The 12880-nt window shown below is 48.4% G+C and carries 10 protein-coding genes; 5 read left to right on the top strand and 5 right to left on the bottom strand.

The features are described from left to right. Positions 1-3: 3 nt before the first annotated feature. A complete protein-coding gene (locus K0778_RS07720) occupies positions 4-1152 on the top strand; it encodes an MFS transporter (RefSeq protein WP_000109295.1) in 1149 nt (382 codons plus the stop codon). 209 nt (positions 1153-1361) lie between these two features. Further along, positions 1362-2792, top strand: a complete 1431-nt coding sequence (locus K0778_RS07725) for an APC family permease (protein ID WP_000918506.1) — start codon at positions 1362-1364, stop codon at positions 2790-2792. Here K0778_RS07725 and K0778_RS07730 read toward each other — a convergent pair whose 3' ends face one another. Continuing rightward, positions 2793-3701 carry a LysR family transcriptional regulator gene (locus tag K0778_RS07730; RefSeq protein WP_063084797.1) on the bottom strand — a complete coding sequence of 303 codons (909 nt, stop codon included), beginning with the start codon at positions 3699-3701 and terminating at the stop codon, positions 2793-2795. 99 nt (positions 3702-3800) lie between these two features. On the opposite strand from K0778_RS07730, the gene K0778_RS07735 reads away from it, so the two are divergent. Next, a complete protein-coding gene (locus K0778_RS07735; RefSeq protein ID WP_001190363.1) occupies positions 3801-4391 on the top strand; it encodes an NAD(P)H oxidoreductase in 591 nt (196 codons plus the stop codon). Between the two features lie 81 nt (positions 4392-4472). Here K0778_RS07735 and pflA read toward each other — a convergent pair whose 3' ends face one another. The 4 genes from pflA to ycaO form a co-directional block, all read right to left on the bottom strand. Beyond that, positions 4473-5213 (bottom strand): pyruvate formate lyase 1-activating protein, encoded by a 741-nt coding sequence (pflA, locus tag K0778_RS07740; protein ID WP_000111043.1) that lies wholly within the window; start codon positions 5211-5213, stop codon positions 4473-4475. 191 nt (positions 5214-5404) lie between these two features. Beyond that, positions 5405-7687, bottom strand: coding sequence for a formate C-acetyltransferase (pflB, locus tag K0778_RS07745; RefSeq protein ID WP_001292822.1), 2283 nt, complete (start codon positions 7685-7687; stop codon positions 5405-5407). Between the two features lie 54 nt (positions 7688-7741). Continuing rightward, the gene (focA, locus tag K0778_RS07750) at positions 7742-8599 is read right to left on the bottom strand and encodes a formate transporter FocA (protein ID WP_000642546.1); all 858 of its coding nucleotides are present in this window, start codon (positions 8597-8599) and stop codon (positions 7742-7744) included. Between the two features lie 405 nt (positions 8600-9004). Next, positions 9005-10765 carry a 30S ribosomal protein S12 methylthiotransferase accessory factor YcaO gene (gene ycaO, locus K0778_RS07755; RefSeq protein ID WP_001295344.1) on the bottom strand — a complete coding sequence of 587 codons (1761 nt, stop codon included), beginning with the start codon at positions 10763-10765 and terminating at the stop codon, positions 9005-9007. A gap of 129 nt (positions 10766-10894) precedes the next feature. On the opposite strand from ycaO, the gene K0778_RS07760 reads away from it, so the two are divergent. After that, positions 10895-11587 carry a DUF421 domain-containing protein gene (locus K0778_RS07760; RefSeq protein ID WP_000642849.1) on the top strand — a complete coding sequence of 231 codons (693 nt, stop codon included), beginning with the start codon at positions 10895-10897 and terminating at the stop codon, positions 11585-11587. Positions 11588-11785: 198 nt separating this feature from the next. Then, positions 11786-12874 (top strand): 3-phosphoserine/phosphohydroxythreonine transaminase, encoded by a 1089-nt coding sequence (serC, locus tag K0778_RS07765; RefSeq protein WP_000057138.1) that lies wholly within the window; start codon positions 11786-11788, stop codon positions 12872-12874. The last annotated feature ends 6 nt before the right edge of the window (positions 12875-12880 follow it).

Consider the following 12880-nt stretch of genomic DNA (forward strand, 5'->3'; position numbering starts at 1 on the left):
TTCATGTCCACGTATACCCGGCCTGTCATGCTTTTGCTGTCTGGCCTGCTTTTGTTGACTCTGGCGATTGCGGTGTTAAATACACTCGTGCCGCTTTGGCTCGCCCAGGAACACATGTCCACATGGCAGGTAGGCGTTGTCAGCTCATCCTATTTTACCGGCAACCTTGTCGGTACATTGCTGACAGGGTATGTCATTAAGCGCATTGGCTTTAACCGCAGCTATTATCTGGCCTCCTTCATTTTTGCCGCTGGCTGTGCCGGCCTTGGCCTGATGATTGGATTCTGGAGCTGGTTGGCTTGGCGTTTTGTCGCGGGCGTCGGCTGTGCCATGATTTGGGTGGTTGTTGAGAGCGCGCTGATGTGCAGTGGGACGTCACGTAACCGTGGGCGTTTGCTTGCTGCGTATATGATGGTTTATTACGTGGGAACGTTTTTAGGCCAGTTACTGGTCAGCAAAGTTTCAACCGAGCTGATGTCCGTATTGCCGTGGGTTACAGGTTTGACGTTGGCAGGGATCTTACCGCTGTTGTTTACGCGTGTGCTGAATCAGCAGGCTGAAAACCATGATTCGACGTCAATTACGTCAATGCTAAAACTCCGTCAGGCGCGGCTTGGCGTGAATGGCTGCATTATCTCAGGAATCGTTCTGGGATCTCTATATGGCCTGATGCCGCTGTACCTCAATCACAAAGGGGTGAGCAATGCCAGCATTGGTTTCTGGATGGCGGTACTGGTCAGTGCGGGTATCCTTGGACAATGGCCGATTGGACGTCTGGCGGATAAGTTTGGTCGACTGCTGGTGTTGCGTGTTCAGGTCTTTGTCGTCATTCTCGGCAGTATCGCGATGCTTAGCCAGGCGGCGATGGCCCCAGCGTTATTCATCCTCGGTGCCGCTGGCTTTACGCTATATCCGGTGGCGATGGCATGGGCTTGCGAGAAAGTTGAACATCATCAACTGGTGGCGATGAACCAGGCCTTACTGTTGAGCTATACTGTGGGAAGTCTGCTTGGCCCGTCATTTACCGCTATGCTAATGCAGAATTTCTCCGATAATTTATTGTTTATCATGATCGCCAGCGTATCGTTTATCTATTTGCTGATGCTGCTGCGCAACGCCGGTCATACGCCGAAACCCGTTGCTCACGTGTAAATGAATTCAAGCAGAGTGTGAACTTACTGTTTCACACTCTGCTTTTTTGTTTCTTCTATCTGACTTGCTTTATTCCAAATTTTATTCGTTTAAAAATAAAATGTGCAGCAGGTTATAATTTTGCATTTCGCTATTTCCGCACTTCTTATTTGCCGCGCATAATCCCTCGTTTTACAGATGCCCCTTTAATTTTGGCGAAGGATTTGTCTATGGCTGGGAATGTTCAGGAAAAACAGTTGCGATGGTACAACATTGCGCTGATGTCTTTTATCACTGTCTGGGGTTTTGGCAACGTTGTTAATAACTATGCCAACCAGGGGCTGGTGGTTGTTTTTTCATGGGTGTTTATCTTTGCACTCTATTTCACACCTTATGCGCTAATTGTTGGTCAGTTAGGCTCGACCTTCAAAGATGGGAAGGGCGGGGTCAGTACCTGGATTAAACACACGATGGGACCCGGACTGGCTTATCTCGCCGCGTGGACCTACTGGGTGGTGCATATTCCCTATCTGGCACAAAAACCCCAGGCAATTCTGATTGCGCTCGGTTGGGCGATGAAAGGCGACGGTTCGCTAATCAAAGAATATTCAGTCGTAGCGTTACAGGGGTTAACGCTGGTGCTGTTTATCTTCTTTATGTGGGTTGCTTCACGCGGTATGAAATCGCTGAAAATCGTCGGTTCTGTGGCAGGGATTGCTATGTTTGTTATGTCGCTCCTGTATGTGGCGATGGCGGTAACCGCGCCTGCAATTACTGAAGTGCATATTGCGACCACAAACATTACCTGGGAAACGTTCATTCCTCATATCGACTTTACCTACATTACCACTATTTCAATGCTGGTTTTCGCGGTTGGCGGAGCAGAGAAGATTTCTCCTTACGTTAATCAAACGCGCAACCCAGGAAAAGAATTTCCAAAAGGGATGTTATGCCTGGCGGTGATGGTTGCGGTTTGTGCCATTCTGGGCTCGCTGGCGATGGGGATGATGTTTGATTCGCGTAATATCCCGGATGACTTAATGACCAACGGTCAGTATTACGCCTTTCAGAAGCTGGGCGAGTATTACAACATGGGTAATACTTTAATGGTGATTTACGCCATTGCGAATACCCTGGGACAAGTAGCGGCGCTGGTATTCTCGATTGATGCCCCGCTTAAAGTGCTATTAGGTGATGCTGACAGCAAATATATTCCAGCCAGTTTATGTCGTACCAACGCTTCTGGTACGCCCGTTAATGGCTATTTTCTGACCCTGGTACTGGTGGCGATTCTGATTATGCTGCCGACTCTCGGCATTGGTGATATGAACAATCTCTATAAATGGCTGTTGAACCTTAATTCGGTAGTGATGCCGCTGCGTTATTTATGGGTATTTGTTGCATTTATTGCAGTCGTTCGCTTGGCGCAGAAATATAAACCAGAATATGTCTTTATTCGTAATAAGCCTCTGGCAATGACCGTCGGGATTTGGTGTTTTGCCTTTACCGCCTTTGCCTGTTTGACGGGGATCTTCCCGAAAATGGAAGCCTTCACTGCAGAGTGGACCTTCCAGTTGGCGCTGAATGTTGCAACGCCGTTTGTGCTGGTAGGATTAGGACTGATATTCCCGCTGCTGGCGCGTAAAGCGAATAGTAAATAATTATTGTGGTCGGTGACGCTGACTCTGGTAGATCTGACCCGTTTTTACATAATCGAGAAATGCGCGCAAGCCGCAGGACATATACTGGCGGTTTGGATAATAGATCTGGAAGCCTGGACGCTCTGTGCTCCAGTCTTCCAGTACACATTCTAAACGACCAGTATCAAGGTACTCCTTGATCTGTTCATAGAGCAGATACCCGATACCAGCACCCATCAAAACGGCCTCCAGTTCAGCATCAACATCATCCAGAATGATATTTCCTGCGACAGCAATTTCCAGCTCCTTTGCAAATTGCCAGTGGAAAGGTTTGCCGCTGGGATAACGAAAAACAACACATTGATGATTAAGCAGATCATGAGGATGGCGGGGTTTGCCATATCTTGCAAAGTACTCTGGCGTTGCTGCTACACATAATTTCACTGGCGGGCCGATCGCCACGCTGATCATATCTTTTTCGACGATGCAACTAAGTCGAACGCCAGCGTCAAAGCCCTGTTGGACGATATCGACAAGAGAGTCGTCAGTTGTGAGCTCGACTTTAATATCAGGATATTCACGTGTGAAACCAACCAGTAAAGACATTAAAAATATACGTGCAGCTACCCGGGCGGCATTGATTTTGAGCGTTCCTGTCGGTGTCAGACGAAAATCATTCATCTCATCTAACATGATCTGAATTTCGTCGAAAGCTGGGCGCAATCGTTCATAGAGATTAGAACCCGCTTCCGTTAACGATACGCTTCGGGTTGTCCGATTGAATAAGCGAATTTTAAGACGTTGTTCCAGTGTTTTAATACTATGGCTAATGGCGGACGAGGATAAGCCTAACTCATCGCCCGCTGCACGAAAGCTTTGATTACGGGCCACGGCAAAGAAAGTGGCAAAGTCAGACATATTCATCCGCATTAGTGAAAATCCTTCATTAACTCATCCTGAATCATCACGTTTACAGGATTATGCCGCCTGCGTAAAGTGCGCTCCAGAACTTAACGTGGAGGTAAAATTATGCAGTCTGAACGTATTTATTTGGTATGGGCCCATCCTCGTCATGATTCATTGACCGCACATATTGCTGATGCGATCCATCAGCGGGCAATGGAGCGGAAAATACAGGTGACGGAACTCGATTTATATCGGCGTAATTTCAACCCAGTGATGACGCCGGAAGATGAACCAGACTGGAAGAATATGGATAAACGTTATTCTCCAGAGGTTCATCAGCTTTATTCAGAGCTGCTTGAACATGACACGTTAGTGGTGGTTTTTCCTCTCTGGTGGTACAGCTTCCCGGCAATGCTAAAAGGATATATTGACAGAGTATGGAATAATGGGCTGGCTTATGGAGATGGGCACAAATTACCATTCAATAAAGTTCGTTGGGTGGCGCTGGTTGGAGGAGACAAAGAATCATTTGTCCAGATGGGCTGGGAAAAAAATATAAGCGATTATTTAAAAAATATGTGCAGTTATCTTGGTATTGAAGATGCCGATGTCACTTTCTTGTGTAATACAGTGGTATTCGATGGGGAAGAACTTCACGCGAGCTATTATCAGTCGTTATTATCTCAGGTACGGGATATGGTAGATGCACTATAAGATGTGTTAAAAACGCTGTAGCAGAATGAAGCGCGGAATAAAAAAGCGGCAACTCAATAAAGTTGCCGCTTTACGGGGAAATTAGAACATTACCTTATGACCGTACTGCTCAAGAATGCCTTTCACGCGTTCCATGGTCTCTTTCTTCGGTGGTTTAACACCGTCGAGTTTGTACTCTTCACCCATTGCCACCCATTTGTGTTTGCCCAGCTCGTGGTAGGGGAGAAGCTCGATTTTCTCAACGTTGCCCATATCACGGGTAAATTCACCGAGGCGATGCGCTGAATCGTCATCGTCAGACCAGCCTGGGACAACAACGTAGCGGATCCACACCTTCACATTTTTGTTCGCCAGATATTTAGCGAACTCCAGCGTGCGGTGGTTGGAAACTCCAACCAGATTTTGGTGGATCTCGTCGTTCATCTGTTTGAGATCGAGCATTACCAGGTCGGTTACTTCCAGCAGTTCATCAATCACCGGATCGTAACGACGAACAAAACCGTTGGTGTCCAGACAGGTATGAATGCCTTCTTTTTTGCAGGCGCGGAACCAGTCACGAACAAACTCAGCTTGCAGGATTGCTTCACCGCCGGATGCGGTAACGCCGCCGCCGGAAGCGTTCATAAAGTGGCGATAGGTCACCACTTCCTTCATCAAATCTTCAACGGTAACTTCTTTACCGCCATGCGTGTCCCAGGTGTCGCGGTTATGACAATACAGGCAGCGCATCAGGCAGCCCTGGAAAAAGGTGATAAAGCGAATACCTGGGCCGTCTACGGTTCCACAGGATTCAAAGGAGTGAATGCGACCAATAACTGACATTGCGGTGTTTCTCCAGATGTGGCCCATCTGAGGCCGTGTTGGTGCGCAGCTCGAAGGCTACGTCGAGTCTGTTTTGGCAGTCACCTTAAAGTATAGATAGCTGACAAAAAAGGCTCTCGCGCTAAAAAAGGCCCCACTTTCGTGGAGCCTTTATTGTACGCTTTTTACTGTACGATTTCAGTCAAATCTAATTACATAGATTGAGTGAAGGTACGAGTAATAACGTCCTGCTGCTGTTCTTTAGTCAGCGAGTTGAAACGTACTGCGTAGCCAGATACACGGATGGTCAGCTGCGGATATTTTTCCGGGTTTTCCATCGCGTCGAGCAGCATTTCACGGTTCATCACGTTAACGTTCAGGTGCTGACCACCTTCGATGGATGCTTCGTGGTGGAAGTAACCATCCATCAGACCAGCCAGGTTGGTCTTACGAACTTCGTCGTCTTTACCCAGTGCGTTCGGAACGATAGAGAAGGTGTAGGAGATACCATCTTTAGCGTAAGCAAACGGCAGTTTAGCAACGGAAGTCAGAGAGGCTACTGCACCTTTCTGGTCACGACCGTGCATCGGGTTAGCACCCGGTCCGAACGGCGCGCCAGCACGACGACCGTCTGGGGTGTTACCCGTTTTCTTACCATACACAACGTTAGAAGTGATGGTCAGAACAGACTGAGTCGGGATAGCGTCACGGTAGGTGTGCAGTTTCTGAATTTTCTTCATGAAACGTTCTACCAGGTCAACAGCCAGGTCATCTACACGCGGATCATTGTTACCAAACTGCGGGTATTCGCCTTCGATTTCGAAGTCGATAGCCAGACCGTCTTCGTCACGAATCGGTTTAACTTTCGCATATTTGATTGCAGACAGGGAGTCAGCAGCAACGGACAGACCAGCGATACCACACGCCATGGTGCGGATAACGTCACGGTCGTGCAGCGCCATCAGAGAGGCTTCGTAGCTGTACTTGTCGTGCATGTAGTGGATGATGTTCAGTGCAGTGATGTACTGTTTAGCCAGCCAGTCCATGAAGTGATCCATGCGCTCCATCACTTCATCATAGTTCAGGACATCGCCTTTGATCGGTTCAGACTTCGGACCAACCTGCATTTTCAGTTTTTCGTCAACGCCGCCGTTGATTGCGTACAGCATGGTTTTCGCCAGGTTTGCACGCGCACCGAAGAACTGCATTTGTTTACCAACGATCATCGGGCTTACGCAGCAAGCAATAGCGTAGTCATCGTTGTTGAAGTCCGGACGCATCAGGTCATCGTTCTCATACTGCAGAGAAGAGGTGTCGATGGACACTTTAGCGGCGAATTTCTTGAAGTTCAGCGGCAGTTTTTCAGACCACAGAATGGTCATGTTCGGTTCCGGAGACGGACCCATGGTGTACAGGGTGTTCAGGAAACGGAAGCTGTTTTTGGTAACCAGGGTACGACCGTCGAGGCCCATACCACCGATAGATTCGGTTGCCCAGATCGGGTCGCCAGAGAACAGTTCATCGTATTCCGGAGTACGCAGGAAGCGAACCATACGCAGTTTCATGACCAGGTGGTCAACCATTTCCTGCGCTTCTTGTTCGGTGATCTTGCCAGCTTTCAGGTCACGTTCGATGTACACATCCAGGAAGGTGGAGGTACGACCGAAGGACATTGCAGCACCGTTCTGAGACTTAACAGCAGCCAGGTAGCCGAAGTAAGTCCACTGGATAGCTTCCTGAGCGTTGGTAGCCGGACCAGAGATGTCGTAGCCGTATTTCGCAGCCATTTCTTTCATCTGACCCAGAGCGCGGTGCTGTTCAGCGATTTCTTCGCGCAGACGGATAGTCTGTTCCAGGTTTACGCCGTTTTCCAGATCAGCCTGCAGAGAAGTGAACTGTGCCAGTTTGTCTTTCATCAGGTAGTCGATACCGTACAGCGCAACGCGACGGTAGTCACCGATGATACGGCCACGGCCATATGCATCTGGCAGACCGGTCAGAACACCAGATTTACGGCAACGCAGGATGTCCGGAGTGTAAACGTCGAACACGCCCTGGTTGTGAGTTTTACGGTATTCAGTGAAGATTTTTTTGATCATCGGATCCAGTTCGCGGTTGTACGCTTTGCAGGAACCTTCGATCATTTTGATACCACCGAACGGGATAAGAGCACGTTTCAGCGGAGCTTCAGTCTGCAGACCAACGATTTTCTCAAGCTGCTTGTTGATGTAGCCAGCGTCGTGAGAGGTGATGGTGGAAGCAACAGCGGTGTCAAAGTCAACTGGCGCGTGAGTGCGGTTTTCCAGTTTAACGCCTTCCATTACTTTGTCCCACAGGGTGGTGGTCGCTTCAGTAGCGCCAGCCAGGAAGGACTCGTCACCCTCGTACGGAGTGTAGTTTTTCTGAATGAAGTCACGGACGTTTACTTCATTCTGCCAGTCACCTTTGGTAAAACCTTCCCAGGCTGTGGCTAACTTTTCATTAAGCTCGGACATGTAACACCTACCTTCTTAAGTGGATTTTTTATTTACTGCGTACTTCGACAACCATTAATGGTGGTCGTTTTCACGCAGGTAAATGACCCAGTATGTCAACCCAACCAACAAACCACCACCGATAATGTTGCCGATCGTAACCGGAATCAGGTTATCAGTGATGAAATTCATCACGGTCAGGTGAGAAAAATTTTCCGGTGCAGAACCGACTGCGGTCCAAAATTCCGGGGATGCGAAGTCGCGGATTACAATACCCATCGGGATCATAAACATGTTTGCGATACTGTGCTCAAAACCGCTGGCAACAAACATCGCGACCGGCAGCACCATAATGAACGCTTTGTCCATCAGGCTGCGGCCAGAATAACTCATCCATACTGCCAGACATACCATCAGGTTTGCCAGGATACCAAGACAGACGGCCTCAATAAAAGTATGGTGCACTTTGTGGTCGGCGGTTTGTAGGACGTTTAGTCCCCATTGACCATTTGCGGTCATATACTCGCCGGAAAGCCACATTAAAAGTACAAACAGCAGTGCGCCGACCAGGTTGCCAAAATAGACATTTAGCCAGTTTTTCGCCAACTGACCCCAGGTGATGCGCCCACTCGCCTTAGCAACAACAATCAACACGGTGGAAGTAAAGAGATCGGCTCCGCAGACAACACAAAGAATCAGCCCCAGAGAGAAGCAAATGCCGCCAACCAGTTTTGCCATGCCGAAGGGCATTGTGCCTGTGCCAGTGGTTGCTGTGATATAGAAGACGAATGCGATTGAGATGAAAACACCGGCGGTAATCGCCAGATAGAAAGTCTTAAGCGGATGTTTCGTTGCTTTATAGACACCCGCCTCTTCGGCCACTTTGGCCATTGCAGCAGGAAGTAAAAGATCAAAAGGGTTGTCAGCTTTCACACTAACTCTCTCTTTATTAAGTCGGCGACGAGATACTAACAAAGCATTATAGATGAAAAATTGATATAGATCATATCTCGCCTGGCTTATAGGCCCGTAACTCGCATGGTTTTTATGCAAATACGGAGTAAATATTTGATTATCCAAATAAAAATAAATTTTAAAAATTAACAAATGAGTTGAATTTTTTCCGCATCCTCCGCTAAAACAGTTAATTAAAAGGGAGCATCAGGCGAATAAAGTAACAATATCGATCGTATTTATTAAATACAAATTACCGATATTTAACCTTATAATTACAATTATTTTATTAATGCAAATATATGTAAAGCGGGGCATTAAAAAAACGCCCCGTAATATAACTCAGACTAATCATTAAGCCTACATTGCGTAGGCTATTTGATTTTATTTTGCCCAGAATGCTGCTTTGGCGCGCTGCAGCTTTTCGTAGGCCTTCAACAACGACTGATGTGCAGCAAACGCGTGCAGATCGCTATCTACCGGTTGCAGGCCGTAAAACGCCGCTTCGCCGCTCATTGCCGCACTGGCGGCTTCTACGGCATCTGCGCCGTACATGCGAACAAACGCATTCAGATATTGCAGCGGCTGGCGATCTTCTTCCTGTGCCAGTAATAACAACGTTTGCAGGCAGCGATAATAGTTGGCGCGTTCCGGACTAAATACTGATGAGTTAAACTCCATCGTCCATTCGGTCCAGACCAGAGCCTGTTCCAGATCGCCACCAGCCAGCGCCAGCATGGCTTTTAATTCACCGATACGCAGGGTGTACCAACCGTTATCCGACCCGGTCGCCAGACCCAACAGCTCACGCACGCGGGTAAAGTCATCAAAACCTTCTTCATCCAGTTGCTCGATGAGGTTCAGGTAATCTTCTTTTTCCCACTCGCTGCCTGGTAGCGAAAGAATCGTTTCACGTAAATGGCTGCCCATACTGTTATTCGCGAGCCACAGATCTTCAGCCGGATAAATATCGGACATGCCAGGCACGATAATACGGCAAGCATAAACGCCCAGATGCTCGTAATCGGCAATATAAACTTCTTTATCTTCTTTGTTGAAGATAGCCATCAGTGTGGCGAACTCTTCTTCCGTGGTGCCGGAGAAATTCCAGTCCACAAACGGATAATCGGCATCCTGCTTGAACAGGTCCCAGGAGATTAAACCGCTGGAATCGATAAAGTGCGTTTCGAGGTTGGTATGTTCAGCGACTTCTTCATCATCGAAGGTTGGCGGAGTAAACACATCCAAATCTTTCAGGCCACGACCTTGCAGCAGCTCGGTCACGGTACGTTCCAGTGCTACGCCAAAATCAGGATGCGCACCGAAAGAGGCAAAGCAGGTACCGTTAGCAGGATTGAACAGTACCACGCAAATCACCGGATACTGGCCGCCAAGCGAACCGTCATAAGCGAAGATTGGGAAACCCTCCGCTTCCAGCGTTTCGATGGCTTCAACTACTGCTGGGTAACGCGCCAGCACGTCTGCCGGGATCTCTGGCAGGCTGATGCTTTCAGCAATAATGCGGTTTTTCACGTAGCGTTCGAAAACTTCAGACAATCCCTGAACGCGTGCTTCGTTGCGGGTATTACCTGCGGACATACCGTTGGAGACGTACAGGTTACCAATGATATTCATCGGAATATAAACGGTCTGATTGTCGGACTGACGCGTAAACGGCAGGCCGCAAATACCACGATCTTCGTTACCGGATTGTAGGTCAATCAGCATGCTGCCGGTCAGTTCATTCTCCGGATCATAAAACGCGCGCAGACGGTCATCGAGCAGCCCTTCTGGCACATCGTCATTTTCGGTCAGTGGGAACCATTTTTCGTTGGGATAATGCACGAACGGACCGTTGGCGATGGTTTCGCCCAGCCAGAAGTCCGCAAAAAAGTAGTTGGTTGAGAGACGCTCGAAATATTCACCGAGTGCAGAAGCCAGCGCCGCTTTCTTGGTTGCGCCTTTACCGTTGGTAAAACACAGTGCGCACTCTTTGTCGCGAATATGTACAGACCAGACGTTAGGCACGGGATTCAGCCAGGAGGCCTCTTCAATCTGAAAGCCGAGGTCTGAAAGTTTTTGCTGGAAGCGAGCGATGGAATCTTCCAGAGCGGCATCTTTGCCGGGGATAAATGTTTGCGTCATGAAAATCACTTTAGTCGTACGGAAAGCGCGCAATAATACGGGTTTTATCTCAAAGGCGCTATCACCGCCGCCATGCCGATGAACTGTTGACTATGCTTTTAGCGGATAAACCACGTTAAGAGCATAAAAATGAAGGCGTTCGATCTCCACCGTATGGCATTTGATAAAGTGCCTTTTGATTTCCTTGGCGAAGTTGCACTACGTAGTCTTTATACCTTTGTACTGGTCTTTTTGTTCCTCAAAATGACCGGAAGACGCGGTGTGCGGCAGATGTCGCTGTTTGAAGTTTTAATCATTCTGACGCTGGGATCAGCGGCGGGAGATGTGGCGTTTTATGATGATGTGCCGATGGTCCCGGTACTTATCGTCTTTATTACTCTGGCGTTGTTATACCGCCTGGTAATGTGGTTGATGGCGCACAGTGAAAAACTGGAAGATCTTCTGGAAGGCAAGCCAGTTGTCATTATTGAAGATGGCGAGCTGGCCTGGTCGAAACTCAATAACTCCAACATGACGGAATTTGAGTTCTTTATGGAGCTACGATTGCGTGGCGTGGAGCAGCTGGGGCAGGTACGTCTGGCGATTCTCGAAACCAACGGGCAAATCAGTGTCTATTTCTTTGAAGATGACAAGGTGAAACCGGGTTTACTTATTTTACCCAGTGATTGTACGCAGCGTTACAAAGTGGTGCCGGAGTCGGCGGACTATGCCTGTATTCGTTGTAGTGAAATCATTCATATGAAAGCGGGGGAAAAACAATTATGTCCGCGCTGTGCAAATCCAGAATGGACGAAGGCAAGTCGGGCAAAACGGGTGACCTGACAGTAAAAACATCGGCTTTTTGCTAATAATCCGAGAGATTCTTTTGTGTGATGCAAGCCACATTTTTGCCCTCAACGGTTTTACTCATTGCGATGTGTGTCACTGAATGATAAAACCGATAGCCACAGGAATAATGTATTACCTGTGGTCGCAATCGATTGACCGCGGGTTAATAGCAACGCAACGTGGTGAGGGGAAATGGCTCAAATCTTCAATTTTAGTTCTGGTCCGGCAATGCTACCGGCAGAGGTGCTTAAACAGGCTCAACAGGAACTGCGCGACTGGAACGGTCTTGGTACGTCGGTGATGGAAGTGAGTCACCGTGGCAAAGAGTTCATTCAGGTTGCAGAGGAAGCCGAGAAGGATTTTCGCGATCTTCTTAATGTCCCCTCCAACTACAAGGTATTATTCTGCCATGGCGGTGGTCGCGGTCAGTTTGCTGCGGTACCGCTGAATATTCTCGGTGATAAAACCACCGCAGATTATGTTGATGCCGGTTACTGGGCGGCAAGTGCCATTAAAGAAGCGAAAAAATACTGCACGCCTAATGTCTTTGACGCCAAAGTGACTGTTGATGGTCTGCGCGCGGTTAAGCCAATGCGTGAATGGCAACTCTCTGATAATGCTGCTTATATGCATTATTGCCCGAATGAAACCATCGATGGTATCGCCATCGACGAAACGCCAGACTTCGGCGCAGATGTGGTGGTCGCCGCTGACTTCTCTTCAACCATTCTTTCCCGTCCGATTGACGTCAGCCGTTATGGTGTAATTTACGCTGGCGCGCAGAAAAATATCGGCCCGGCTGGCCTGACAATCGTCATCGTTCGTGAAGATTTGCTGGGCAAAGCGAATATCGCGTGTCCGTCGATTCTGGATTATTCCATCCTCAACGATAACGGCTCCATGTTTAACACGCCGCCGACATTTGCCTGGTATCTATCTGGTCTGGTCTTTAAATGGCTGAAAGCGAACGGCGGTGTAGCTGAAATGGATAAAATCAATCAGCAAAAAGCAGAACTGCTATATGGGGTGATTGATAACAGCGATTTCTACCGCAATGACGTGGCGAAAGCTAACCGTTCGCGGATGAACGTGCCGTTCCAGTTGGCGGACAGTGCGCTTGACAAATTGTTCCTTGAAGAGTCTTTTGCTGCTGGCCTTCATGCACTGAAAGGTCACCGTGTGGTCGGCGGAATGCGCGCTTCTATTTATAACGCCATGCCGCTGGAAGGCGTTAAAGCGCTGACAGACTTCATGGTTGAGTTCGAACGCCGTCACGGTTAATGCCGA

This window comes from Escherichia sp. XD33, from assembly GCF_019375075.1.
Lineage (GTDB): Bacteria > Pseudomonadota > Gammaproteobacteria > Enterobacterales > Enterobacteriaceae > Enterobacter > Enterobacter flexneri_A.

Excerpts from the sequence above, each read along its gene's own strand:
- ycaO (WP_001295344.1), bottom strand. The coding sequence starts at position 10,765 with ATGACGCAAACATTTATCCCCGGCAAAGATGCCGCTCTGGAAGATTCC.
- pflB (WP_001292822.1), bottom strand. The coding sequence starts at position 7,687 with ATGTCCGAGCTTAATGAAAAGTTAGCCACAGCCTGGGAAGGTTTTACC.
- K0778_RS07730 (WP_063084797.1), bottom strand. The coding sequence starts at position 3,701 with ATGCGGATGAATATGTCTGACTTTGCCACTTTCTTTGCCGTGGCCCGT.
- K0778_RS07735 (WP_001190363.1), top strand. The coding sequence starts at position 3,801 with ATGCAGTCTGAACGTATTTATTTGGTATGGGCCCATCCTCGTCATGAT.
- K0778_RS07760 (WP_000642849.1), top strand. The coding sequence starts at position 10,895 with ATGAAGGCGTTCGATCTCCACCGTATGGCATTTGATAAAGTGCCTTTT.
- serC (WP_000057138.1), top strand. The coding sequence starts at position 11,786 with ATGGCTCAAATCTTCAATTTTAGTTCTGGTCCGGCAATGCTACCGGCA.
- K0778_RS07725 (WP_000918506.1), top strand. The coding sequence starts at position 1,362 with ATGGCTGGGAATGTTCAGGAAAAACAGTTGCGATGGTACAACATTGCG.
- K0778_RS07720 (WP_000109295.1), top strand. The coding sequence starts at position 4 with ATGTCCACGTATACCCGGCCTGTCATGCTTTTGCTGTCTGGCCTGCTT.
- pflA (WP_000111043.1), bottom strand. The coding sequence starts at position 5,213 with ATGTCAGTTATTGGTCGCATTCACTCCTTTGAATCCTGTGGAACCGTA.